Origin of the sequence: Rhodanobacter sp. K2T2 (assembly GCF_013408815.1) — a bacterium.
In the GTDB taxonomy this organism is placed as follows: Bacteria; Pseudomonadota; Gammaproteobacteria; order Xanthomonadales; family Rhodanobacteraceae; genus Rhodanobacter.
In genome coordinates this window covers 256,179-281,152 of sequence record NZ_JACCCA010000007.1, presented here as the reverse complement: position 1 = coordinate 281,152, position 24,974 = coordinate 256,179, and the positions used below count along the sequence as shown (strand labels likewise).

Genomic DNA, 24,974 nt, shown 5'->3' with positions numbered 1-24,974 from the left:
AGGCATGCGCCATCGACGTCATCGACATTGGGCGGTTGCTGCTGTGATCGTGCTGGTCGCCGCGTGGAGCTGGCTGCACTTTTCGAACCGCACGGCCAGCCCAAGCACTGACTCGCCCCCGCCGAAAACGGCTAGCGCGACAGACAGCGTAACGATCAGCGACAAGCAGGCGACGCAGGTGCATGTGATCCGCGCTGCCACGCAGGCCTTTGATGCACGGCTGGATGCGCTCGGATACGTCGACTTCAACCAGGACAGCACGGCGCAAATCTTCTCGCCTTACCAGGGTCGCGTGCTCGCGGTGCGGGCCAGGGCGGGCGACGACGTCAAGAAAGGCCAGGTGTTGTTCACCGTTGAGAGCCCCGATCTGGTGCAGGCGGAATCGGCCTTGATTTCGAATGCGGCCGTCTTCGATCTGTCGACCAAGATACTTGAGCGCGCGCGCAAGATGCTCGCGGTGCAGGCCAATGCGCAGAAAGATCTGGAGCAGGCCGTGTCGGATCAGCAAACGGCGCACGGCAACTATCTGGCGTCGCGCAATGCGGTCAAGATCTTCGGCAAATCCGATGCCGAGATCGATCGCCTGATCGCCACGCGCACGATCGACAACACGCTGACGATCAGCAGCCCGATCGACGGCCACGTCACCGCGCGCAATATTGCGCCGGGCACCCTGGTACAGCCGGGCGCATCCTCGCCGGCATTTGTGGTGTCCGACCTTTCCAGCGTCTGGGTGGTGGCCAACGTACCCGAAGACGAGATTGCCCGCGTGCGGATGGACCAGCCGGTCGAGGTCAGCGTCAACGGTCTACCGCAGCGGAAGCTGTACGGCACCATCAGCTACATCGGCAGCGCAGCCGACCCAGGCACCCACCGCATCGGCGTGCGGGCGCAGATCGACGATCCCCAGCATCAGCTGCATCCGCAGACGATGGCGAACTTTACAGTACAGACCGGCGCACCGACGCCTTCGGTGGCCGTGCCGCCGGATGCCGTCGTGCGCGAAGGCGATGGCAGCATGACCGTGTTCACCACGCAGGACGGTCGTCGCTTCGAGCGGCGCGAGGTTCGGCTGGGCCTCCAACAATATGGCATGGATCAGATTCTTGCCGGCCTCAGTCCCGGCGAGAAGCTGGCCGGCGACGGTGCGCTGTTTATCAGCAGCGCGCTGGCGCTGCAGTCGCAGTAAGCCCCGGATACGGAAGAACCCCACGTGTTCAGAGGTCTTATCGCGTTTGCGCTGACCCGGCGCTCGATCATCATCCTGGCACTGCTGGCCTTTGTCGGCGCCGGACTGGTCGCTTACGCCAAGCTCAATATCGAGGCCTACCCCAACCCTGCCCCGGTGATCCTCGAGATCACCGCCCAGGCGCCCGGCTTGTCCGCCGAGGAAATGGAGCGCAGCTATACGCGACCGATGGAGGTGGGACTGGCGACCACGCCCGGCGTCGACAATATCCGCTCGACCTCGTTCTATGGTCTGTCCTTCGTCCGCGTGACCTTCAAGTACGGCGTCGATTACTACTTTGCGCTGGCGCAGGCCGCGCTGAACCTGCAGCAGAACGTCACGCTGCCGAACAACGTGCAGCCGCAGATCCAGGCATCGAGCCTGGTCGGCGAAATCTACCGCTACCAGATCGTCGGCCCGCCGCATTTCGGTTTGACCAACTTGCGCACGCTGCAGGACTGGGTCGTGACGAGGCGACTCCTCTCAGTCCCAGGCATCGCGCAGGTGGTGACCTGGGGCGGCACGACCAAGGAGTACGATGTCGATGTCGATCTGAACAAGCTGCAGGGCTACGGCGTCACGCTGCCGCAGCTGATCGCCGCCATCGGCAATGCCAACACCAACGTCGGCGGCCGCACGATCAATATCGGCCAGCAGTCGGTGAATATCCGCGGTGTCGGGCTGATCAAGGACGTGGACGATATCGGCCATATCGTGCTGTCCCAATCCAACGGCACGCCGGTGCTGGTGAGCGACCTCGCCAAGGTTTCCATCGGCGCCGTGCCGCGACTGGGCAATGCCGGGCGCGACGATCAGGACGATGTGGTCACCGGCATTGTCGTAATGAACCGCACGGAACAGACCAACGACGTGGTCAACCGCGTCAAGGCGGCGGTGGACAAGCTCAATCATGACGGCACCCTGCCGCCCGGCGTGCGGGTGGTGCCGTTCTACGACCGCTCGTCGCTGGTCGAGGTCACCACGCATACGGTGCTGCACAATCTGCTCTTCGGCTGCCTGCTGGTGTTTTTCATCCAGTGGATTTTCCTCGGCGACCTGCGCAGCGCAATCATCGTCAGCGCCAATATTCCCATCGCCCTGTTCTTCAGCATCATCATCCTGGTGCTGCTGGGCGACTCGGCAAACCTGCTCTCGGTGGGTGCGGTGGACTTCGGCATCATCGTCGATTCGGCAGTGATCCTGATCGAGAATATTTTCCGCAACTTCCAGAAGAATCACGACGAGCGGCAGGAATTGCTGCACGACCAGGCACAGAGCAACCACGCCATGTATGCGCGCGGGAACGCCGCACATGGCTGGACCGAACGTCTGCGCCTGCTCTACATCAGTGCGATCCAGGTCGATCGCGCGGTGCTGTTTTCCTCGGCCATCACCGTCGCCGCTTTCATCCCGCTGTTCACGATGCAGGGCGTCGAGGGCCAGATCTTCAATCCGATGGCGCGTACGTACACCTATGCGCTGTCCGGCGCCCTGCTGGCGACCTTCAGCGTGACGCCGGTGCTGGCGTCGCTACTGTTACCCAAGCACGTCAACGAAGTGGAGACGCTGTTCGTACGCGGCATCCGCCGCGTCTACTCGCCGGTGCTGCGCTGGGCGCTGGAGAAGCGCAAGGCGACCGTGGCCATCGGCGTCGCTTTTCTGCTCGTGGCCGGACTGCTGCTGCCGCATATCGGCAGCGAGTTTCTGCCGGCGCTGGAAGAAGGCAATCTGTGGATCCGCGCCAGCATGCCGACCACGATCTCGCTTGAGGCGGGCATGGACAAGGTCAACCGCATGCGCCGCATCATCAAGAATCATCCGGAGGTGGTGACCGTCGTGTCCCAGCACGGCCGACCCGACGACGGCAGCGACGCCTCGGGTTTCTACAACGTCGAGCTGTTCGTACCGCTGAAGCCGGAGGGCGACTGGCCCAGCGGCGACAGCAAGGAAAAGCTGGTCAATTCGCTGCAGCAGCAGTTCAGCGACGAATTTCCGGGCGTGGAGTTCAACTTCTCCCAGTACATCCAGGACAACATCGAAGAAGGGCTGTCGGGCGTCAAGGGCGCCAACTCGGTCAAGATCGTCGGGCCCGATCTGCACGAGCTGGAGAAGCTCTCCGACGATGTCCTGCACCAGATGCGCCAGGTCAAAGGCGTGCAGGATCTGGGCGTGTTCCGCGTGCTGGGCCAGCCCAATCTCAACATCACCGTCGATCGGGCCAGGGCCGCGCGCTACGGCCTCAATACCGGCGACATCAATGCAGTGGTGCAGGCCGCCGCCGGCGGCACGCAGGCGACCACGGTGCTGGAGGACGATCGGCAGTTTTCACTGGTGGTACGCCTTGCCTCGCCGTTTCGGAACGACGTGGAGGCCATCGGCAACATACCGGTGGGATACGCCACGCCGAGCGGCGCCACGGCGTACGTCCCGTTGCGCGATGTGGCCGACATCTCGCTCGATACCGGCGCCTCCTACATCTATCACGAGAGCAACGAGCGCTTTATCCCGGTGAAGTTCAGCGTGCGCGGCCGCGACTTGGGCAGTACAGTGGAAGACGCCCAGCAGCGCATCGCCAGGAACGTCGTGCTGCCGACGGGTTACCACCTGGTGTGGGCCGGTGAATTCGAAGACATGCAGCAAGCCAAGCATCGCCTGGCGATCGTGCTGCCGATTGCCATCGGCCTGATTCTCGCGTTGCTCTACACGCTGTTCAATTCGCTGCGCGACAGCTTGCTGACGCTGGCGGCGATTCCGTTTTCGATCGCCGGCGGCATTATCGCACTGTACTTTTCCGGCCTGAACATGAGCGTCTCGGCGGCGATCGGCTTCGTCTCGCTGTTCGGCGTGTCGGTGATGAACGGCATCCTGGTCATCTCCTATTTCAACCACCTGGTATTCGAGGGTAGGACGCCGCTGGAGGCGATGTATCTGGCCGCCGAACAGCGTATGCGCCCGATGCTGATGACGGCGCTGTCGGCATGTATCGGCCTGCTGCCGGCGGCGCTGTCCACCGGCATCGGCAGTCAGGTGCAGCGTCCGCTGGCGACGGTGGTGGTGGGCGGCATGTTGCTCGGTCCGGTGATGCTGTTGATCGTTGCGCCGGCGCTGCAGGTGCTGGTCGTGGAGTGGTCGCATCGGCGCAAGAGCCGCAAGCCAGCGCGCCCGCGTGAAACCGGAGGTCTGTGATGAAACGCATGGCGTTCGTTCGTCGTTTCGCCTGCGCCTTGACGCTCGCCTTGAACGCCTTGTGTGCCGGTTGCGTGGTCGGCCCGGACTATCGCCGCCCCAGCCTGCCCAGCGAAACGCGATTTACCCGGCCGGTGCCGGCTGACTCGTCCCGCGTAGGCGAAACCGATGCAGAGACGGCGATCCGCGACACGCATGCCGTCATCCGGCAGGACTGGTGGACCGTCTTCACCTCGCCGTCGCTCGATGCGCTGGTCGAGCGCGCGCTTGCTCACAACCCCGATATCGCCAGCGCGCAGGCCACGCTGCGCGAAGCGCAGGAGAACGTGGCGGCCCAGCGCGGCGCCTACTTCCCTACCGCCTCACTGAGCTACTCACCCAGCCGGCAGAAGAATGCGGTGGGCACGCTTGCCCCGACGCTCAGCTCGGGCCAGGCGCTCTATACGCTGCATACGGCGCAGCTGAGCATCGCCTATGCCCCGGATGTGTTCGGCCTGAATCGCCGCACGGTGGAATCGCTGCAGGCGCAGGCCGATGTGCAGCGCTTTCAGCTGCAGGCGGCCTATCTCACGCTGGCATCGAACGTCGTGCTGGCGGCGATCCAGCAGGCCGCAGAGCGCGCGCAGATTCAGGCGGCCCACGAGGCGCTACGTGCCGATCAGCAGTCGCTGCAGCTGCTGCAACAGCAGGCCGCGCTCGGCGAAGCCTCCGGTCTCGACGTCGCGGCGCAGGAGACGGCTCTGGCACAGGCACAGCAGCTGCTGCCACCGCTGGAAAAGCAGCTCGAGCAGACGCGCGACCTGCTGGCCGTGCTCGCCGGCGATCCGCCGGCGCAGGGCGGCCAGCAGGATTTCGATCTAGCCGCGCTGCGACTGCCGGCTTCGTTGCCACGCGCGCTGCCATCGCAGCTCGTCGATCAGCGCCCGGACGTGCGCGCGGCCGAGGCCGAGGTGCAATCCGCAAACGCGCAGGTGGGCGTGGCGATCGCCAACCGGCTGCCGCAGCTATCGCTTTCGGCGCAATACGGCGGCAGCGCGACAAGCTTCAGCCAGATGTTTGCCGACAACAACACCTTCTGGGGGCTTACCGGCAGCCTGTCGCAGACCCTGCTCGACTTTGGCACGCTCAAGCACCGCCAGCGCGCCGCCGAGGCAGCCTGGCAGCAGTCGCAGGCGCAGTACCGATCGGTGGTGCTCTCGGCGTTTCAGAACGTCGCCGATGCGCTGTACGCGCTGCAGGCGGACGACCGCGCGCTGCAGGCCGCCCGTTATGCCGAAACCTCCGCGGGCAAGACGCTGGATCTGACTCGCAAGCAGCAGGCCTTGGGCTACGTGAATGCGCTGACCGTGCTCAATGCCGAGCAGGCGTATCAGCAGACGCGCCTGACCGAAATCCAGGCGCAGGCTGCCGAATTCAGCGATACCGCTGCGCTGCTGCAGGCGCTGGGCGGCAGCTGGACGGCCGCCAAAGAGCCCGTCTCGCCCGCGCTCGGCATCGCCGAACCCGAAAGCACCGACCACAGCACCAACCCGCAGAGCCTACAGGTCGCCAAGTGAGGCATCCCATGTATCCCAAAATCAGCGCTTTATGCCTTTCAACTTTGTCTGCCGCGCTGGCTTGCGCGGGCTGCACGCCGCTCTTCAGCAAAAGCCCCGAGCAATGGCGGGATGGCCGCATCGCGGGCATCGTGTCGCGCGCCAAGCTTCCGGCCGGCATCGACGACCACTGCCTGGGCACGGCTGACGGCGGCAGCGACGACAAGAGCAAGGTCGCGATCGTCGCCATTCATCTGGGCCGACGCATGCCGAGCTACAGGCTGGCGATACCGATAGCCGACGGTCGACCGCTGATCCACGTGGGTGACGATGTCATCGTGCAACCGCAGCCGTGCAGGCTGGGGATGGCGCAGGCGCAAGGGGGCTGAAGCCTGCATCATCGGCTTTCCACGGCATAGCCGAGGCAGCTTCCACAAACAAAAACCCCCGCACGGGCGGGGGTCTTCGTCAAATCTGGCCGGAGAGACTCAGGCCGACTTTTTCTTCGGCGCGGCCTTCTTGGCGGCGACCGGCTTGGTCACGGTCTCCTTGCTGCCGACCACAGCCGGAGCTGCGCCGTGCGCACGGGTATTGCCGTAGCTGCCGCGGTAGGTCTTGCCACGACGGGTCTTGCGATCGCCCTTACCCATGGAAACTCCTTACAAATATGAATGACTGGCCGAGCATCATAGCAGCGCGGGCGCAAAGCGCCAAAGTCAGAGATGGCCGTGGCCCACGCAGCCGGCCGCCTGATCGAAGCATTCGCCGTTCGGATCGACCTGCACCGTCACATGCTGGATGTTGAAGCGCTGCAGCAGCAGCTGATTGATGGCCAGCAGGGCCTCGGCGCTTTGTCCAGGCTCGGTCAACTCGGCGTGCAGGGTGGCCATGCGCGAGCCCGAGGCCAGCTGCCACACGTGCAGGTGGTGGATGTTGCGGATCGAGGGGTGCGCCCCGCGCAGCGAGGTTTCCACTTCGGCACAGTCCATGCCGTCGGGCACGCCTTCGAGCAGGATATGCGCCGACAGCCGCAGCAGTCGCCATGCGCTGTTGAGGATCAGCAGCGACACCAGCAGCGACAGCACCGGGTCGGCCCACACCCAGCCCTTCCAGCGGATCGCCAGCGCCGCCAGAACGGCGGCGACCGAGCCGAGCAAATCGCCCAGCACGTGCAGGCTGGCACCGGCGAGGTTGACGTCGTCGTGCGCGTGGCCGTGCAGCATGCGCAGCACCACCACATTGACCAGCAGGCCGAAAATCGCCACCACGAACATCACGCCGGAGAGGATTTCGCCCGGATGCATCAACCGGGTAATCGCCTCGTAGATGATCCAGCCGACCAGCACGAACTGGCTCAGCGCGTTGACGAAGCCGATCAGCACTTCCATCCGGCCGTAGCCGTAGCTGCGCCGCGCGTCGGCGGGCTTGGTCGCCATCCACGCGCCGACGAATGCCAATAGCAGCGCCAGCGAATCGACCATCATGTGGCCGGCGTCGGCGAGCAGTGCGAGCGAGCCGGACCACAGGCCGCCGAACACCTCGGCGACCATCATCACCGTCGTCAGCGCAAAGGCGAACAGCAGCTTGGTGCGGCGACGGCTGCCCGGATCACCGATATCGCTGATGCCATGATCATGGTGAGCGTGCGCATGGGCATGGCCAGGCGCGTGGTCATGCGCGTGATCATGAGAGTGGTTGTGAGTGGTGCTCATGCGCACATGCTAGGAACGGCCGGCGCCGTTACACAATCACTGCGCACAAAAAGCATGCGAATCAATGCGCGCACTGCGGGCCATGGACGTGGCCGGCGTGGCTTCGGCGGCGGTCGCTGCGCAGGTTGACGAAATGCGAGCTGGCCACCAGCAGGCCGCCAATCGTCACCAGCACGCTGTGTACGATGATCGAGATGCCTTCGGCCCAGGTCACGCCGAAAATCAGCAGCAATAAACCCGGTATGGCCAGCATCAGCGGCAGCGGGCGCTGATGACGGCGATAGCCGGTGATCAACGCAAACAGAGCGAGCGCGCAGGCGAAGAATACGAAGCCGCGCTCGAATCGATGGTCGGCCAGAAACTGCAGGCCGATAAACGGCAGCAGCGCCAGCACGAAGGGCAGCGCTGCGCAGTGGATGGCGCAGAGAAATGATGCCGTCGCGCCGACGCGATCGGCCAGATGCCACCAGCGGGATTTGGGTGCCTGATCGGAGTTCATAGGCCTGGACTGGGCGTCACCCGGCGGGGCGGCTTGTGCTCAGTCCGGCGATGTTACTTTATAACACTGACGAAATCCATAGCCGCCGGCTACGGGCAAAATGCATGCATCAGGCCGTGCGGCAGGCCTTGCAGGTGCCGTGAACTTCGAGCGTCTGTGCCTGCGGCTTGAAGCCCATGGCTTTGGCCTGCGCTTCGATCAGGTCCGCCACGCGCTCGTCGCAGACCTCCTGCGCACTGTCGCAGCTGTCGCAGATCAAAAACGGCACCTGGTGGGCTTCCGCCGGGTGATGGCAGGAAACGAAGGCGTTGATCGACTCGAGTTTGTGGATGAATCCGTTGTCGAGCAGAAAATCGAGCGCGCGATATACCGTGGGCGGCGCGGCGTTGCCGTGCCGCTCGCGCAGCTGATCGAGCAGATCGTAGGCCTTGACCGGCTTGTCGGCCGCGGCGACCAGCTCCAGCACTTCCTTGCGCAGCGGCGTCAGGCGCAGGCCGCGCTCTTCGCTGGCGTGTTCCACCGCGCGCACGAACTTCTTGGCATCGTGCGGATGCGGATGATGGGCGTGCGGGTTGGCGTCATGGCTCACGGGATTACCTCGTTGGCGGATCATACATCCCCGCCGCTGCGCTACGGGGATGCCTCTACAGCGGCGGCGGCTCCGCGCGCGGCTTGGGTCTGGGCCGGATCAAGATCACGATCCAGCCGATCGGGCCCAGTGCGGCGGCCCACACGATGCCTTCCACGGTGCGGCCGCGAAACCAGCCGAGCAAGGCGCCGACCACGACAAACGCCACACTCCACCAGAACATGGCTGCCCACGGCATCAGATTCAACAGGTTGAGAAATATCTGGAAAAACGCGTCGGGGGCATCCGGATCGACGCCCTGCGAGGCCTTGGCGAGCAGCGCGTCCATGCCGATATCAGTACGTTATCGACAGGGAGGCGATCAACCCTGCGCCCTGCCGATGGCCGCCTCGATGCGCGTGAGCGCCTCGGCGCGACCGGCCAGATACAGCGTGTGGTCGATCGATGGCGACACCTGCGTGCCGGTCAGCGCCACGCGCAGCGGCTGCGCGATCTTGCCCATGCCCAGTTCGAGCGTGGCGGCAATCCGTTCGATCACCCGATGAATCGGCTCGGGCTTCCACTCGCAATCGGCCAGTAGCGTTTTCGCCTGCTGCAGCACCGCCACCGCGGTGTCGTTCTTCAGGTGCTTGGCCACCGCCTTGTCGTCCCACTCGACGATCGGGCCGTACCAGATCATCGCCTTCTCGACCATTTCCTTGAACGTGTGCACGCGATCGCGCAGCGCCACGATCACATCGGCCGGCGCCGGGCCGTTCGACGTGTCGACGCCGGCGAGCGCCAGATGCCATGCGAACTCCGGCGCCAAGGTCTGCGGATCGTCGGTCTTCAGGTAATGCTGGTTGAGCCAGGCCAGCTTTTCGGTATCGAAGCGTGAGGCGGCCTTGTTGACGTCGGCGATATCGAACAGCGCGATCATTTCGTCGGTGGAAAAAATCTCCTGATCGCCGTGTGACCAGCCGAGGCGAACCAGATAATTAAGCAAGGCGTGCGGCAGGAAGCCGTCGTCGCGATACTCCATCACGCTGACCGCGCTGGTCCGCTTGGAGAGCTTCTTGCCCTCCTTATCCAGAATCATCGGCAGGTGCGCGAATTCCGGCACCGTCGCACCCAGCGCGTGATAGATATTGATCTGGCGCGGCGTATTGTTGACGTGGTCGTCGCCGCGGATCACCTCGGTGATGCCCATGTCGATATCGTCGACCACCACGGCAAAGTTGTAGGTCGGCCAGCCGTCGGAGCGGAAGATCACCAGATCGTCCAGCTCGGCGTTCGCCCACTCGACGCGGCCCTTGACCTTGTCGTCGAACACCACCGAACCCTCGGTCGGATTCTTGAAGCGGATCACACGGTTCGGATCGTCGCGCAGAGGTTCATTGCGCTCGCGGTAATAGCCGTTGTAGCGCGGCTTCTCGCCCTTGGCCATCGCGGCCTCGCGCATCGCTTCGATCTCGTTCTTGCTCTCGTAAGCGTAGTAGGCCTTGCCCGCCTTCACGAGGTCGTCAGCCACCTGCCGGTATCTCTCCAGCCGCTGGGTCTGGTAGAACGGACCTTCGTCGTGATTCAGGCCCAACCACTGCATCGCGTCGAGAATGGCCTGCACGGCGGCGTCGGTCGAGCGCTCACGGTCGGTATCCTCGATGCGCAGCACGAACTCGCCGCCGCGACGACGCGATTCGAGCCAGCAGTAAAGTGCAGTGCGTGCGCCACCGATATGCAGAAAGCCGGTCGGGCTGGGGGCGAAGCGGGTGCGTACGGTCATCGTATTCAAACTATGGGGAAATCAAAGCGTGGATTTTAGCCGATACCGGAGCGATAACCGGCAAAAAGAGCGCGGCATGCGTCGGTTGCATCGAAGCGTCGCGGCGTCCGTGGCTGTGCTGGCAGGATGGCTGGCCGTCGCCGCACCAGCGCGCGCGGACAATCCCGGCTATGACCGCCCCGGCTACGGTTTCACCCCGGTCGTGCTGGGCGCGGGCGACTTCACTCTGGAACAGGGGTTTCCGGACTGGAGTCGCGATCACCAGAATGGCGTGAGCAGCTCGCAATACACCACCGACACCCTGCTCAGGCTCGGCATCGGCGGCCCGTTCGAGCTGCAGCTGGGCGGATCGGCGTACGACTACCTGCACCAGACCGGACCCGGCATCAACAGTCGCAGCTACGGTCACGGCGACACCAACCTGGCGGTGAAATTCGTGCTGCCCACCTCGAGCAAGATTTTCAGCTGGGGCCTGCTCGCCAGCGTCGAGTTCACCGACGGTTCGAAAACCTTTCGCAACGACCAGAACCAGTACCTCCTGGGCGCGCAGTTCAATCTGCAGGCCGATGAAAAAAATTCGCTCGGCGCGTATCTGGAAGACGTTCGGGCCGGCGGCCGCGACAGCACCACGGTGGCGCTCAGCGACAACTACAGCGTCAGCAAGACATTGACGGTTTATGCGGAAACCGCCTTTTTGCACACACCGGACCAAGGCAGCGGCGCCGTGGCCGGTGCCGGCATGGCTTGGCTGGTCACCCCACGCGTGCAGCTCGACGCCGGCTTCGACCATCGCATTTCCGGCAGCGCCTCCGAGTGGCAGACCAACCTGGGTGTGTCGATCTACTTCGGCCGCTGATCGAACGCGGTGCATGCGCGCATCGCATGCACCGCGTCGGGATCACTTGACGTGGATGGTGATCTTTTTCGACACCAGCGGCGGATCGAACGGAATGTGGTTCTCATCGCCCAGTTCGAGCTGCAGCGTGTGCGCGCCGGGCGTCAGCTTCAGTGTGGTCTCGGTCTGACCGCCGCCGAAGTGCAGATGCGTTTCGTCCTTGGGAATCGGCTGGCCGGCGGGCGGCAGATCTTTGACGTCCACCAGCAGGTGGTGATGGCCAGTCTTTTCCTTATCGACGCCGGCCGGCGCCACGCCCATGCCCTTGAGTCCGAACTGGACGGTCACGTTCTGACCCACGGTGGCGCCGTCTTTCGGCGAGATGATGTAGACCTCGGCACCGCTAGGCGCCTTGGTGATGGGCAGACCGGGCGCATCGGCGGCGATCGAGGCGCCGGCGAAGCCTGCGACGGAGAGAGCGAGAGCGAGCAGTACGCGTTTCATCGGTGCACTCCACTAAGGATGGGAAGCCAGTGTAGTCACGACCTTGACGTAAACGCATCCCGGCGAATCGACGCGTGCACGATCGCAGTCACCGCAACGTCATGCGGCCGCCACGTTGACGCAACGCGATCGGGCCAAGCTACGCCAACACTGTAGGGGCACGCTCATGCGCATCGGCATAGTCAGCGAAACCTATCCGCCCGAGATCAATGGCGTCGCACTTACCGTGCACAGCCTGGCCGCCGGACTCGCCGCGCGCGGCCACAGCGTCGACCTGATCCGCCCGCGCCAGCAGCAGCCGCATCCGGACGAGCCCGGCATCGACGTGCTGAGCGTGCGCGGCGGCGCCCTGCCCCGTTATCCAGGCCTGCGTTTCGGACTGCCGGCGGCGCGCACCTTGCGCCAGCACTGGACGCAGCAGCGGCCCGACGCCGTCTATGTCGCCACCGAAGGCCCGCTCGGCTGGTCGGCGATGCGCACGGCCAAGTCCATGGGTATTGCGCTGAGCAGCGGTTTCCACACGCGTTTCGACAGCTATGCCGATCATTACGGCGTGGGTCTGCTCACGCCGCTGGTGCGCGGCTACCTGCGTCGCTTTCATCAGCGCGCGGCGGCCACGCTGGTGCCCACCGAGGCGCTGGCCCACGAACTGCACGCCATGGGCGTCGGCAACGCGCGCCTGCTGCGCCGCGCGGTCGATACGCAGCTGTTCCATCCCCGCTATCGCGATGAGGCCCTGCGCACGTCGTGGGGTGTGGATGCCGCTACGCCGGTGGTGCTGTACGTCGGGCGCATTGCGGCGGAAAAGAATCTCACTGTCGCCGTGCAGGCCTTTCGCGCCATCCAGCAGCGTGTACCGCAGGCGCGCTACGTGTGGGTCGGCGACGGCCCGGAGCGCGCGGCGCTGCAAGCTGCCAACCCGGATTTAGTCTTCGCCGGCGTGCAGCGCGGTGATGCGCTGGCGCGGCACTACGCCAGCGCCGATCTGTTTCCGTTTTCCAGCCTCAGCGAAACCTTTGGCAACGTGATTCTCGAAGCGCTGGCCGCAGGTCTGCCGGTCGTCGCGTTTGCGGAAGGCGCCGCGCGCGAACATCTGATCGACGGCGTCAACGGCTACTGCATCGAGTCGGGCAACAGCGCCGCCTTTATCGAGGCGGCCGCCAACCTCGGCGGCAATCCGGCGCTGATCCGACACATGGGCCGCGCTGCGCACCAAGGCATGGCGGGTCTTTCGCCCGATGCGGTGATCCGCGATTTCGAAAAACTGCTGCGTGATCTGGCCGAGGAGAACTCCGATGCGTCTGCTGCCGCTGTTTCGCACGCCTGAGCTCGACCCTGTGCTGACGCCGGAACTTGGCCTCGGCCCGCGCTTTGCGCTCGACGGTCGCGTATGTGTCGCGGCGAATCGCTGGGGCGCACGACGCGCAGTCGGACTTTTCTTCGGCGTCATCAGCCGGCTCGGCGACGGCGTGTTCTGGTATTCGCTGATGGCGGTGCTGGCCGTCATCGGCGGCAGGCATGGCGTGTTTGCCGCGATCCACATGGCCCTGACAGGGCTCACCGCGCTGCTGCTGTATCGACTGCTGAAACGCTGGACGCGTCGACCGCGTCCCTATCGCGTATGCCCTGGCGTGATCGCGCACGTGCCGCCGCTGGACGAATTCAGTTTCCCCTCCGGCCATACGCTGCAAGCGGTGAGCTTCAGCGTCGTGGCGATCAGCTGGTTTCCCGCGCTGGCTCCCTTGCTGATCGGCTTTACCTCGCTGATCGCCGCCTCGCGCGTGATACTCGGCCTGCATTATCCCAGCGACGTGCTGGCAGCGATCGGCATCGGCTGCGGCCTGAGCGCGGCGTCGCTGTATCTCGCACCACTGCTGTTCGCCATCGCGTAAGGGGTTCGGCGACAGCGGACGTCGGCATGGTCAATTCATCGACACGCTGTCACAAGTCTCTTTGCCGTCAGACAGATAGCTATGTTGTCCACAGGCTTTAAGCCGCTCGCTCCACAATCGCTGTGGAAAACTTCGGCGACACCGTCGGCTCGAAGCTGATCAAAAGCTGCACAATGTGTAGCAAGTGCTTGATCCATAAACGACAAAGCCTGCTTGTCCACAGGCTTTGCCGCAAGCGTTCCACATTCGCTGTGGAAAACTCATCATTCAAACGGATCAGGCCGCGCGCGCCTGACTGGATAGAATGCCGAGCAGATCGGCCAGCTTGTCGCGCATCTCGCGACGGTCGACGATCATGTCGATGGCGCCGTGATCGACCAGAAATTCCGAACGCTGGAAGCCTTCCGGCAACGTCTCGCGCACGGTCTGCTCGATCACGCGCGGACCGGCAAAACCGATCAATGCCTTCGGCTCGCCGATGTTGATGTCGCCCAGCATGCCGAAACTGGCCGATACGCCGCCAGTGGTCGGATCCGTCAGCACCGAGATAAACGGAATGCCGGCATCGCGCAAACGTGCCAGCACGGCCGCGGCCTTGGCCATCTGCATCAGCGAGAACAGCCCTTCCTGCATGCGCATGCCGCCGCTGGCGGCGAAACACACCAATGGCGCGCGCTCTTTGAGTGCCAGCTCGCCCGCACGCGCGAATTTTTCGCCGCCGACCGAACCCATCGAACCGCCGATAAACGCGTATTCGAAAGCGCAGGCGACCAATGGCCTGGCCTTCAGCAGGCCACGCATCACGAGCAGCGAATCTTTCTCGCCGGTTTTTTTCTGCATGGCGACGATGCGATCACGATATTTTTTCGTATCGCGAAATTTCAGCGGGTCGGTCGGCTCCATGCTGGCCCAGAATTCTTGGCTGGAACCTTCGTCGAATAGCGCGAGCAGGCGCGTGCGCGCCTCGATATAGCCATGATGGCCGCACTTGGGACAGACCATCAGGTTCTGCTCAAGCTCGGGCCGATACAGCACGCTGCCGCAGCCGCCGCATTTTTCCCACACGCCCTCGGGCACCGAGCCCTTGCCGGGGTTCGGCTGGGGCCTGCGCGTGCGCGGGTTCATGATTTTTTGCAGCCAGTTCATCGCATCACCGCTTGTCGAGAAATCGGTTCATTATCGCCCAGTCGTCACCCCAGGTCCGCATGCGGCCGGTCCGGTGCGCGATCGGCATGGGTCAGCGCTCATCCAGCGCGGCGCGGATCGGCGCGAGAAAGGCGCTCACGCGCTCGGCGATCGTTGCCGCATCGCTGGCGCCGTCGAGCTTTTCGACCAGCGCGCTGCCGATCACCACCGCATCGGCGAAGCCGGCGATCGCCTTGGCGCTGGCCGGGTCGCGGATGCCGAAACCCACCGCCACCGGCGCCTTGGCACGTGCACGGATATCGGCCACGCGTACGGCAATGTCGTCGGTGCTCAAATGGCCGGCACCGGTAATGCCGGCAAACGATACGTAATACAGAAAACCTGTGGCGGCTTCGCACAGCTGGGCCAGCCGCTCGGGCGCCGTGGTCGGTGCGGCGAGGCGAATCTGCTGCAGCCCCGCATCGATCAGCGGCTTCAGCACGGCCGCCTCCTCCAGCGGGCAATCGACCACCAGCACGCCGTCGACCCCGGCCTCGACCGCTTCCTTGGCAAAGCGCGCGTAGCCGTGGATTTCGATCGGATTGAGGTAACCCATCAGCACGACCGGGGTGTCCGTATCGCGCGTACGGAACTCGCCGACCCAGTGCAGCACATGCGCCAGGCCGATACCTTTGGCAATCGAGCGCTCGCTGGCGTGCTGAATCACCGGACCATCGGCCATCGGGTCGGAAAATGGCACGCCCAGCTCGATCAGGTCGGCACCCGCGTCGACCAGTGCATGCATCAGCGCTACCGCATGGTCGGGTGAAGGATCGCCGGCGGTGACGAACGGAATCAGGCCGGTGCGCTTGGCCGCCTTGAGCTCGGCGAAGCGCCGATCGATGCGGCTCATATCGTGACTCCTTCGCGCTCGGCAATCGTCTGCACGTCCTTGTCGCCGCGGCCGGACAGGTTGCACAGAATCAGCGCGTCCTTCGGATACTCGCGCGCCAGCTTGATCGCCTGCGCCACCGCGTGGGCCGATTCGAGCGCGGCGAGAATGCCCTCGGTACGCGCCAGCAGGTGGAACGCCTCCATCGCTTCGTCGTCGGTCACGCCGACGTATTCGGCGCGGCCGGCGTCTTTCAGGAACGCATGCTCGGGACCGACGCCCGGATAGTCGAGGCCGGCGGAGACCGAGTGGGTCTCGGTGATCTGGCCGTTGTCGTCGCATAACACGTACGTACGGTTGCCGTGCAGCACGCCAGGACGCCCGGCCACCAGCGACGCCGCGTGATGGCCGCTGGCAATGCTCTCGCCCGCCGCTTCGGCACCGACGATGCGCACGTCGGCATCGTTGAGAAATGCGTGGAACAGGCCGATCGCGTTAGAGCCGCCGCCGACACAGGCGGTCATCGCATCGGGCAGACGACCGTACTGCTCCAGCATCTGCTCGCGCGCCTCGCGCCCGACGATGGCGTTGAAATCGCGCACCATCATCGGATACGGGTGCGGGCCGGCCACGGTGCCGATGATGTAGAACGTATCGGCCACATTGGTGACCCAGTCGCGCATCGCTTCGTTGAGCGCGTCCTTCAATGTCCTGGAACCCGAGGTCACCGGTATCACTTCGGCACCGAGCAGCTTCATGCGGAAGACGTTGATCTTCTGCCGCTCGATGTCGGTCTCGCCCATGTAGACCACACACTTCAGGCCGAGCCGCGCGGCCACGGTGGCGCTGGCCACGCCATGCTGGCCGGCGCCGGTTTCGGCGATGATGCGCGGCTTGCCCATGCGCTTGGCCACCAGGCCCTGGCCGACCGTGTTGTTGATCTTGTGCGCGCCGGTGTGGTTCAGATCCTCGCGCTTGAGCAGGATGCGCGCGCCGCCGACATGCTGCGACAGGCGCTCGGCGTGGTAGATCGGGCTGGGTCGACCGACGTAGTACTTCAGGTCGCGATCCAGCTCGGCGATGAATTCCGGATCGTGGCGCAGCCGCTCGTAGGCATCGGCCAGCTCGGCCAGTGGCGCCATCAGCGTTTCGGCCACATAGCTGCCGCCGTACTCGCCAAAACGGCCGTGCGCATCCGGGTAGGCGTTGAAATCCGCGATCTTGCTCATGCACTCACTCAATCAAGACAAAAAAACATCATCCCAGCAGCAGCTCAAGCCACACAGGGGCACAACGTCGCGGAGGAAGCCGCCGACGCAACGCCAAGGTTGCCATCAGGCGGGCATGGCGACGGATCGAACCGCGTCGATCAAAGCCGTCATCTTAGCGGCATCCTTGATACCGGGCGAAATCTCGATGCCGCTGGCCACGTCCACCGCCCACGGCCGGGCGATACGGATGGCCCGAGCCACGTTGTCGGCCGTGAGTCCGCCGGCGAGGATCAGCGGTTGCGTCAGGTCACGCGGCATCTGCGACCAGTCGAACGTGCGCCCACTGCCGCCGACCTCGCCGAGCCCGTGACCATCCAGCAGGAGTCCGGCAGCGCCCGGATAATCGTGCAGCCGCGACAGCGCCGCGGCACCCTCGCCCATCGCGATCGCCTTGAGGTAACGTTGGCCGAACTGGGCACACCACGCGTCGCTCTCCTGCCCATGAAACTGCAGCAGGTCCGGCTGCACGGCGTCGATCACCTCACGCACCAGCACTTCGGCGTCGTCCATGAACAGCGCCACCGCGCTCACGAACGGCGGCAGCGCCCGGCGAATCTGCACGGCCTGTTCGATGGTGACCCGACGCGCGCTGCGCGCGGTAAACACCAGCCCGATCGCGTCCGCCCCCAGCCGCGCAGCCAGCAACGCATCCTCGACCCGGGTCATGCCACAGCATTTGATGCGCGTCACGAGGCAGTCTCCGGCCATGCTGATTCGATGGGCAATGCTTCAGGCACCGACGGTTCGAGCTGACTGACCTCGGCCGGCAGACCCCAGTGGGTCGGGTAGCGCGGCCCCAGAAAGGTAAGGCCCGATGCCGGCGCGGTGGGACCGGCCACCTGGCGATCGCAGCCGGCCAGCAGTTCGCCCATCCATGTCGTCGGTTTTTCGCCGCGGCCGACCAGCAGCAGCGAACCGACGATATTGCGCACCATGTGATGCAAAAATGCGTTGGCCTCGATCTCGACGAAAACGTGCTGACCCTCGCGCCGCACGCACACGTTCAGCACCGTACGACGCGGATGCGCGGCCTGGCAGGACAGCGCGCGGAATGCGCTGAAGTCGTGCTCGCCGCACAGTGCCTGCGCCGCCTCGTGCATCCGATCGGCGTCGAGCGGCAGGCGCTCCCAGGTGACGTAGCGCGCGTCCAGCGCCGCGCGCACCGGCCGATTGAGGATGTGATAGCGGTAGCGGCGGCTGCGCGCGGCGTAGCGCGCGTGAAACTCGGCCGCCACCGGCTGCGCCCACAGCACCGCCACGCTATCGGGCAGATTGGACGAGACGCCGAGCATCCAGCCGCGCATGTCGCGCTGCGCCTCGCTGTCGAAATGCACGACCTGACAGCGTCCATGCACGCCGGCATCGGTACGACCCGCGCAGCTGATTTCCACCGGATGCGCGGCAACTCTGGACAATGCCTGCTCCACGCTCGCCTGCACGCTGGCCTCGGTTTTCAGCCGCTGCCAGCCGGAGAAATCGGTGCCGTCGTATTCGATACCCAGGGCGATGCGCATGACGTTCGGTAAAAGCTCGATCGAAGACGCACAAGATTAGCAGGTCGCTCCTGCGCATCCTGTGCCCGCTCTTTGGGCATCCCTCCAGGGGCGCTCGCGACACTGGGCCATCCTCGGTCGGCGGTCGCCGACAACGACGTCGGGCCGGCAAGGCCGGCCCGACGGTCAAGTACATCGGTCGCGGCAGACGATCAGTGCAGCGTTTCCAGCAGCCGTTTGGCGACATCCTGCTGAATCTGCGTACCTTCCTTGATCACCTCGCCGAGCATGGCGCGCGCGCCGTCGGCGTCGCCCATGTCGACATAGGCGCGCGCCAGATCGAGCTTGGTATCGACGGGGTCATCGTTGAAATCATCCAGATTCAGTCCCTGATTGCCGCCAAGGTCGCTGTCCTTATGGAATGTTTCTGTGTGAAAGGACTCCGGCTCGTCGAAGCCAAAATCCGATACGGCCTTGACCGGGGCTGCATGCGAAAGCTCGTCGTGTGAATCCGGCGCCGTCACCGGCGGAAGCATGACGTCGTCCTCCGGCTCGCCAGGGGCTGTGCTGGACACTTCAGGCTTGTCGCCGTCGAAATTGAAGTGGTACTCGCTGACCATCTTCGAGGGTGGCAACGGCGGCATCGCCGACGGTGTCTTCGCCGCAGGCGCCTCTAAATCAGGCATCACGTCGTCCGACGCATAGTGGTCGATATCGAACGCACGGCGCGCCTCATGCATTTCGTGCGGCGGCAGCTCCACGTGGTGATCGAACAGCGGGTGGCCCGGCGCGAGATCCTCGCCCATATGCAGCACGTCCTGCCACTCATCCTGCTCGGTATCGGTGATGTGCGCGTGCATGGCTTCGGCAGCCGCTTCGAAATGATCGACGTCGCGGCGGGAGTAATACAGCGTGACCAGCTCCAGATGCAGGCCGATGTCGTCCGGATGCTCGGCCAGCTGATCGAGCAGCTCGTTCTGATCGATATCGCTGGGATCGTGACCGATCGACTCGGAGCCGAAACGATCGGCCAGCGACGCCGGCGACGACTCGACCTCGGCCGCTGCCTTACGGCGGCGGCCAAGCAAGGCCAGCAGCACCAGGACGACCACCGCACCGGCACCCGCTGCCCATGCCCAGGTCTGCATATACCAGGGATCCTCGGCGACCGGCGTCGGCACGATGACGGGCTTGGGCTTGACCGCAGCTGGCGCGGCAACCGCCGCGACCGGCGCCGTTTTCACCGAGCTGGACGCGACCGGCGCGGCGGCAGAAGCCGACGCGGTTGCACCCGGCGCCGCTGCGGAACCCGCGGCAGCCACCGTAACCGGCGGTTTCGCCGCAGCCGTGGCGGCTTTGGCCGGTGTGGCGACGGCGGACACGGTCTGCACCGGCAAACCGGCGGCCTTGCGCGCGGCGGCGAGCTTGGCCTGCAGCTCGGCGATTTGATTGTCTTTGAGCGACAGCAGGCGCTCGTTCTTGCTGTTGATATCGTTCAGATCCTGCAGCCGCGTCTTCAGATCACTGCTCTGCTGCTGCACGCTGGCCAGGCTTTCCTTGGTGCGCTGCAGCTCCTGCCGCAGGCCGGCGGACGACTGATCGCCCTTGCCACCAACCTGGCCGCCCTGACCGCTCGCCCCTTGCCGATCCGCCGCAGACACCAGCGCCAGACGATCCGTGACGCCGTTGGATCCTGACGAGGCTGTGCCGGAAGCTGGCGAACGCGTCGCCGTGTCGGCAACGGTGGTCGATTTGCCGACACGGCCAGCGCGCCAGTCGCTATTCTGCTGCTGGACTTCGGCGACCGCCGCGGCAGCGGCGAGCGTCTGCGCTTCGGCAGCGGTAGGAATGCGCAGGATCACGCCGCGCTTGAGCGCGTTGATATTGTCGCGATAGAACGCGTCGGGATTGGCCTGCTTCAGCGCGATCAGCATCTGATTCATGCTGACGCCGGCACTCGGCGCCGTGCTGCGCGCGATGGACGATAGCGTCTGCCCGCTTTCGACCGGGCCGTACTTGCCTTTGCTCGCGCCGGCGGCGGCCTCGTCGGATTTCGGCGCTGCTGCCGGGTGATGCGGGCGCGGCGCGGGCGCAGACTCGGCGGCGGTCGACGTCGATGGCGTGGTGCGCGCCGGGCGAACCGGGGCCGAGCGAACGGGCACCGATGGAGCGGTCGCGACGCCGGCGCCGGGCGTAGAATTGGGTGGGTCGAGCAGAATGGCGAACTCGCGCACGCTCTTGCCCGCGTGATCGTTCACCTCGAGCAGCAGGTCCAGATAGGGATCGTTGACGGCGACCGTGCTGGTAATGCGGATCACCGGTCGCCCGCCGCTGTTCACCACGCTGAAGCTCAGCGGCACGGTGGTTCGCCCGCCGACAATGCCCGCACGCGCAAAGTCCTCGTTGGAGGCCAGTTGCACGGTCAGTCCTTTCAGCTCGGCCGGCGAAGCGGAATTGATCGGGATCTCGGCCAGCAGCGGCTGCCAGAGGGCCGACTTGACCTGGATTTGCCCCATGTCCAGCGCCAGCACTTGGCTGCTGCCCAATGCCAACGCGACGAGCATCGACAACTTCAACGAACGATTCATTGCGTTTTCCCCCGAACGACTCTTGACGCCATGGACAGCGCCATTGATGAAGTTGCCGACGCCGCAGCGTGCTCCATACGCGGAACCACTTTAGTTACATGCAGACCAATCAACAATAGCTGAAACGACCACTTGCAGTACATTCCTGTAGTCCGTTCTCGCTATGCCAGCCGTCTTAGCGATGTCCTGCTGCCTGTTTTGCCTGCAGAGCCTGCAGTTCCTGCTGCATTTGGGCGATGGCCTTGTCCTGCTGCTGCAACCTTTCGCTGGCCTGCTTGCTGTCCGACTCCTGCTTTGCGACCGAACCCTGCAACTGCGCCACCTGAGCCTGCTGCTGCTGCAGTTTCTGCTTGGCGCGGGCCAGCGAGGCCTGCGTCGCCGCACCGGATCGGTCCTTGTGCGACATCGCCCGGCCATCGGCCCAGACCGCGGGGGAAGCGAGCAGCAGCGCCAGGGTGGCGGCTTTCAGAGCCAGCGTCATGCTTGTACGCGCCATCACAGATAGTCCTCGATCAGCTTTTCGGCGATCTGCACGGCGTTGAGCGCGGCACCCTTGCGGATGTTGTCCGAGACGATCCACAGGTCCAGGCCGCGCTCGTGCGAAATATCCTCGCGGATGCGCCCCACGTAGACCGCGTCGTTGCCGGCGGCCTCCCCCACCGGGGTCGGATAACCGCCGGGCTTGCGCTCGTCCACCAGGATCACGCCTTCCGCCTTTTCCAATAGCTCGCGCGCCTGCTCGGCGGTGATCTTGTCGGTCGTCTCGATATGCACCGCCTCGGAGTGGCCGTAGAACACCGGTACACGCACGGCCGTCGGATTGACCTGGATCGACTCGTCCTCGAGGATCTTGCGCGTCTCCCACACCAGCTTCATTTCTTCCTTGGTGTAACCGTTGGGCTGGAAGTCGTCGATCTGCGGGATGACATTGAACGCGATCTGCGCCGGAAATTTCTTGCCTGGGTCGACGCTTTGGAAATTCAGCAGCGCCGCGGTCTGCCGGCCGAGCTCTTCCATGCCCGTGCGTCCGGCACCCGACACCGACTGATACGTCGCTACATTGATCCGCTCGATCTGCACGGCACGATGGATCGGCGCCAGCGCCACCAGCATCTGCATGGTCGAGCAGTTCGGGTTCGCGATAATGCCGCGGCGCGTGTAGTCGGCGATGGCGTGCGGGTTGACCTCACTGATCACCAGCGGCACGTCGTCGTCGTAGCGAAACTCGGAAGTGTTGTCGATCACCACAGCGCCGGCCGCCGCCGCACGCGGCGCATGCGCGCGGCTGACCGAACCGCCGGCGGAAAAGAAGGCGATATCGACGCCGGCAAAATCGTAGGTATCGAGCAGTTGCACGGTCACGTCCTGCCCGGCGTATTTGACCTTGCCACCGGCGGATCGCTCGCTCGCCAGCGGCACCAGCTCGCTGACCGGAAAATCACGCTCGGCCAGGATCGCCAGCAGCGTCTCGCCGACGGCGCCAGTAGCACCGACCATGGCCACTTTGTAACTGCTCTTTTTACTCACGGATTGATTACCTGCGATTCCGGTTCTAAGGATGGCTCAAGGGAGAAAACATGGCGGAACAATCGCGATGCCGAAATCCCGCCGCGCCACAGAGTACACGTGCAAACATTTGGACGGCCAGTTGAGCGCTCACTTTGTGAGCAACTCGGCATTGATCGGCGTGGGTGGATGCCCCGCATGCGGACCGTGGCCCAGCGCCGCAATGACATTATCGACCGCCAATGTGGCCATCGCGCGGCGGGTTGCTGCGGTAGCGCTGCCAATATGCGGACTCAGCACGGCGTTATCGAGGGCCAGCAGATCGGGATGCACCGCCGGCTCGCCTTCGAACACATCCAGGCCGGCCGCCGCCAGGCGCCCCTCGCGCAGAGCCGCCGCCAGCGCCGCGTCGTCGACGATGCCGCCGCGCGCAATATTCACCAGTACGGCATGCGGCCTCATCATCGCCAGCTCGGCCGCGCCGATGGCGTGCCGGTTTTCCGGCGTGTACGGCAGCACCAGGATCAGATGATCGGAATCCGCCAGCAGCGCATGTTTTTCGACGTAACGCGCCTTGCAGTCCTGTTCGATATCCGCCGACAGGCGATGGCGGTTGTGATAGATCACCGGCATGTCGAAACCCGCGGCGCGGCGTGCGATCGCCTGGCCGATGCGGCCCATGCCCAGAATACCCAGCGTCTTTCCGTGCACGTCGACACCGAGCCAGTCGTCGAAGCGCATGCCGTGCCATTGCCCTGCCCGCAGCCAGCGCTCGGCGGCGCCTACGCGTCGCGCGGCCGCCAGCATCAGCGCCCACGCGTAGTCGGCCACGCTCTCGTCGAGCACCTCGGGCGTATTGCAGGCGAGCACGCCGGCCTTGGTCAGCGCAGGGATATCCAGATTGTTGTAGCCCACGCCGAGGTTGGCGACCACCCTCAGTCGCTTATTGCCATCGAGCAAGGCCGCGTCGATACGGTCGCCGCCGCCGAGGATGGCACCATCGACGTCCATCAGCGTGGCTTTCAGCTGCTCGGCGGAAAGCTTCTGCTCCACGGTCTCGGCCACGACCTCAAAATACTGCCCCAGCGTCGTCAGGGTCTCGGGAAAAATGGGGCGCGATACCCATACGCGTTGTCGCTCGCTCACTTAAGCACTGTCCTTTCAATGGAGCCTTCCGCCCTATCCGGCGTAGAACGCATCAGGGAATCCGCGGCTCGACGATACCGACGTCGCCGCATTGCGCGCGATGGCGCAGCGCATGATCGATCAGCACCAGCGCCATCATCGCCTCGGCGATCGGCGTGGCGCGAATGCCGACGCAGGGGTCGTGCCGGCCTTTGGTCACGACCTCGGTCACTTCGCCGGCGGTATTGACGCTCTGGCCGGGAATCAGAATGCTCGACGTGGGCTTCAGCACCATCGATGCCGTCACCGGCTGCCCGCTGCTGATGCCGCCCAGAATCCCGCCGGCATGGTTGGACGCAAAGCCGTCCAGACGAATCTCGTCGCGATGCTGGCTGCCGCGCTGGCTCACCGCGGCGAAGCCATCGCCGATCTCCACGCCTTTGACGGCATTGATCGACATCAGCGCGCTGGCCAGGTCGCTGTCGAGCTTGCCGTAGATCGGCTCGCCCCAGCCCGGCGGCACCCCCTCGGCGACCACGTTGACGCGTGCGCCGACCGAGTCGCCGGACTTGCGCAGCGCGTTGATGAAGGCTTCCAGCTCAGCCACCTGACCGGCATCGGGCCAGAAAAACGGATTCTGCTCGACCGCATCCCAGTCGAACGCGCTCGCGACGATGTCGCCGATCTGCGCCAGGTAACCGCGGATGCGGACGCCGTATCTCTCGGCCAGCCACTTCTTGGCGATGACCCCTGCCGCCACGCGCATGGTGGTTTCGCGCGCGGACGAGCGGCCGCCGCCGCGCGGATCGCGGATGCCGTACTTCTGCCAGTACGTGTAATCGGCGTGGCCCGGACGGAAGGTCTGCGCGATGTCGCCGTAGTCCTTGCTGCGCTGATCGGTGTTGCGAATCAGCAGCCCGATCGGCGTGCCGGTGGTCCTGCCCTCGTACACGCCGGAGAGAATTTCCACATCGTCCGCCTCGTGCCGCTGCGAGGTGTAGCGGCTGCGGCCGGTGGCGCGACGATCGAGATCCGTACGAAATTCTTCGACGCTGATCGGCAGCCCGGGCGGGCAGCCGTCAATGACGCAGCCAATCGCCGGCCCGTGACTCTCGCCAAAGGTAGTGACCGTAAAAAGCGTGCCGAAGGAATTACTGGACATGGCGTCGATGCGTCGTGGATAACCGTTACAGCTTAACCGCGAAGACTCAGCCGTGCGGCGCGCCATGCAC

The 24,974-nt window shown here is 64.8% G+C and carries 24 protein-coding genes; 7 read left to right on the top strand and 17 right to left on the bottom strand.

Annotated features, from left to right (window positions below; genetic code table 11):
* Nucleotides 1–4: 4 nt before the first annotated feature.
* The 4 genes from HDE78_RS13530 to HDE78_RS13515 are packed head-to-tail and all read left to right on the top strand — an operon-like array spanning nucleotide 5 to nucleotide 6,338.
* Complete coding sequence (locus HDE78_RS13530) at nucleotides 5–1,189, top strand: efflux RND transporter periplasmic adaptor subunit (protein ID WP_179480317.1); 1,185 nt, start codon at nucleotides 5–7, stop codon at nucleotides 1,187–1,189.
* Between the two features lie 24 nt (nucleotides 1,190–1,213).
* Nucleotides 1,214–4,414: a CusA/CzcA family heavy metal efflux RND transporter gene (locus HDE78_RS13525; RefSeq protein WP_179480315.1), complete on the top strand. Its 3,201-nt coding sequence runs from the start codon at nucleotides 1,214–1,216 to the stop codon at nucleotides 4,412–4,414.
* The gene (locus tag HDE78_RS13520) at nucleotides 4,414–5,970 is read left to right on the top strand and encodes an efflux transporter outer membrane subunit (RefSeq protein ID WP_345776066.1); all 1,557 of its coding nucleotides are present in this window, start codon (nucleotides 4,414–4,416) and stop codon (nucleotides 5,968–5,970) included. Before HDE78_RS13525 ends, HDE78_RS13520 begins: the two co-directional genes overlap by 1 nt.
* 8 nt (nucleotides 5,971–5,978) lie before the next feature.
* Complete coding sequence (locus tag HDE78_RS13515; RefSeq protein ID WP_179480313.1) at nucleotides 5,979–6,338, top strand: hypothetical protein; 360 nt, start codon at nucleotides 5,979–5,981, stop codon at nucleotides 6,336–6,338.
* 99 nt (nucleotides 6,339–6,437) lie between these two features.
* Here the strand turns inward: HDE78_RS13515 and HDE78_RS13510 are convergent, their stop codons facing one another.
* The 6 genes from HDE78_RS13510 to gltX all read right to left on the bottom strand — a co-directional run bounded on the left by HDE78_RS13510 (nucleotide 6,438) and on the right by gltX (nucleotide 10,511).
* Nucleotides 6,438–6,599: a 30S ribosomal protein THX gene (locus tag HDE78_RS13510; RefSeq protein WP_179480311.1), complete on the bottom strand. Its 162-nt coding sequence runs from the start codon at nucleotides 6,597–6,599 to the stop codon at nucleotides 6,438–6,440.
* 66 nt (nucleotides 6,600–6,665) lie between these two features.
* Entirely contained in the window at nucleotides 6,666–7,661 is a 996-nt protein-coding gene (locus HDE78_RS13505; RefSeq protein WP_179480309.1) for a cation diffusion facilitator family transporter, read from the bottom strand.
* Between the two features lie 61 nt (nucleotides 7,662–7,722).
* Complete coding sequence (locus HDE78_RS13500; RefSeq protein ID WP_179480307.1) at nucleotides 7,723–8,160, bottom strand: MerC domain-containing protein; 438 nt, start codon at nucleotides 8,158–8,160, stop codon at nucleotides 7,723–7,725.
* Nucleotides 8,161–8,269: 109 nt separating this feature from the next.
* The gene (locus tag HDE78_RS13495; protein WP_179480305.1) at nucleotides 8,270–8,773 is read right to left on the bottom strand and encodes a transcriptional repressor; all 504 of its coding nucleotides are present in this window, start codon (nucleotides 8,771–8,773) and stop codon (nucleotides 8,270–8,272) included.
* Between the two features lie 31 nt (nucleotides 8,774–8,804).
* Nucleotides 8,805–9,077, bottom strand: a complete 273-nt coding sequence (locus HDE78_RS13490) for a hypothetical protein (RefSeq protein ID WP_179480303.1) — start codon at nucleotides 9,075–9,077, stop codon at nucleotides 8,805–8,807.
* Nucleotides 9,078–9,110: 33 nt separating this feature from the next.
* Complete coding sequence (gene gltX, locus HDE78_RS13485; protein ID WP_179480301.1) at nucleotides 9,111–10,511, bottom strand: glutamate--tRNA ligase; 1,401 nt, start codon at nucleotides 10,509–10,511, stop codon at nucleotides 9,111–9,113.
* Nucleotides 10,512–10,587: 76 nt separating this feature from the next.
* Between gltX and HDE78_RS13480 the strand changes: the two genes are divergently transcribed.
* Nucleotides 10,588–11,367: a transporter gene (locus HDE78_RS13480; RefSeq protein WP_179480299.1), complete on the top strand. Its 780-nt coding sequence runs from the start codon at nucleotides 10,588–10,590 to the stop codon at nucleotides 11,365–11,367.
* 42 nt (nucleotides 11,368–11,409) lie between these two features.
* On the opposite strand, the gene HDE78_RS13475 is transcribed toward HDE78_RS13480, so the two are convergent.
* Nucleotides 11,410–11,850 carry a DUF4399 domain-containing protein gene (locus tag HDE78_RS13475; protein ID WP_179480297.1) on the bottom strand — a complete coding sequence of 147 codons (441 nt, stop codon included), beginning with the start codon at nucleotides 11,848–11,850 and terminating at the stop codon, nucleotides 11,410–11,412.
* 166 nt (nucleotides 11,851–12,016) lie between these two features.
* Between HDE78_RS13475 and HDE78_RS13470 the strand changes: the two genes are divergently transcribed.
* The gene (locus tag HDE78_RS13470) at nucleotides 12,017–13,177 is read left to right on the top strand and encodes a glycosyltransferase family 1 protein (RefSeq protein ID WP_179480295.1); all 1,161 of its coding nucleotides are present in this window, start codon (nucleotides 12,017–12,019) and stop codon (nucleotides 13,175–13,177) included.
* Nucleotides 13,146–13,742, top strand: a complete 597-nt coding sequence (locus tag HDE78_RS13465) for a phosphatase PAP2 family protein (protein ID WP_179480293.1) — start codon at nucleotides 13,146–13,148, stop codon at nucleotides 13,740–13,742. The genes HDE78_RS13470 and HDE78_RS13465 overlap by 32 nt, the downstream gene beginning before the upstream one ends.
* Before the next feature lie 276 nt (nucleotides 13,743–14,018).
* On the opposite strand, the gene accD is transcribed toward HDE78_RS13465, so the two are convergent.
* From accD to aroC, 10 genes are all read right to left on the bottom strand, one after another.
* A complete protein-coding gene (accD, locus tag HDE78_RS13460; protein WP_179480292.1) occupies nucleotides 14,019–14,888 on the bottom strand; it encodes an acetyl-CoA carboxylase, carboxyltransferase subunit beta in 870 nt (289 codons plus the stop codon).
* A 91-nt stretch (nucleotides 14,889–14,979) separates the two neighbouring features.
* Nucleotides 14,980–15,780, bottom strand: a complete 801-nt coding sequence (gene trpA / locus HDE78_RS13455; protein WP_179480290.1) for a tryptophan synthase subunit alpha — start codon at nucleotides 15,778–15,780, stop codon at nucleotides 14,980–14,982.
* Nucleotides 15,777–16,988 (bottom strand): tryptophan synthase subunit beta, encoded by a 1,212-nt coding sequence (gene trpB / locus HDE78_RS13450; protein WP_179480288.1) that lies wholly within the window; start codon nucleotides 16,986–16,988, stop codon nucleotides 15,777–15,779. The genes trpA and trpB overlap by 4 nt, the downstream gene beginning before the upstream one ends.
* A gap of 105 nt (nucleotides 16,989–17,093) precedes the next feature.
* Nucleotides 17,094–17,720, bottom strand: a complete 627-nt coding sequence (locus HDE78_RS13445; RefSeq protein WP_179480286.1) for a phosphoribosylanthranilate isomerase — start codon at nucleotides 17,718–17,720, stop codon at nucleotides 17,094–17,096.
* Nucleotides 17,717–18,544 (bottom strand): tRNA pseudouridine(38-40) synthase TruA, encoded by an 828-nt coding sequence (gene truA, locus HDE78_RS13440; RefSeq protein ID WP_179480284.1) that lies wholly within the window; start codon nucleotides 18,542–18,544, stop codon nucleotides 17,717–17,719. The genes HDE78_RS13445 and truA overlap by 4 nt, the downstream gene beginning before the upstream one ends.
* Before the next feature lie 191 nt (nucleotides 18,545–18,735).
* The gene (locus HDE78_RS13435) at nucleotides 18,736–21,111 is read right to left on the bottom strand and encodes a FimV/HubP family polar landmark protein (RefSeq protein WP_179480282.1); all 2,376 of its coding nucleotides are present in this window, start codon (nucleotides 21,109–21,111) and stop codon (nucleotides 18,736–18,738) included.
* Between the two features lie 175 nt (nucleotides 21,112–21,286).
* The gene (locus HDE78_RS13430) at nucleotides 21,287–21,607 is read right to left on the bottom strand and encodes a hypothetical protein (protein WP_255457798.1); all 321 of its coding nucleotides are present in this window, start codon (nucleotides 21,605–21,607) and stop codon (nucleotides 21,287–21,289) included.
* Nucleotides 21,607–22,638 (bottom strand): aspartate-semialdehyde dehydrogenase, encoded by a 1,032-nt coding sequence (locus HDE78_RS13425; protein ID WP_179480280.1) that lies wholly within the window; start codon nucleotides 22,636–22,638, stop codon nucleotides 21,607–21,609. Before HDE78_RS13425 ends, HDE78_RS13430 begins: the two co-directional genes overlap by 1 nt.
* A 129-nt stretch (nucleotides 22,639–22,767) precedes the next feature.
* Complete coding sequence (locus HDE78_RS13420; RefSeq protein WP_179480273.1) at nucleotides 22,768–23,763, bottom strand: D-glycerate dehydrogenase; 996 nt, start codon at nucleotides 23,761–23,763, stop codon at nucleotides 22,768–22,770.
* 52 nt (nucleotides 23,764–23,815) lie between these two features.
* Nucleotides 23,816–24,904 (bottom strand): chorismate synthase, encoded by a 1,089-nt coding sequence (gene aroC / locus HDE78_RS13415; RefSeq protein ID WP_179480271.1) that lies wholly within the window; start codon nucleotides 24,902–24,904, stop codon nucleotides 23,816–23,818.
* Nucleotides 24,905–24,974: the final 70 nt, after the last annotated feature.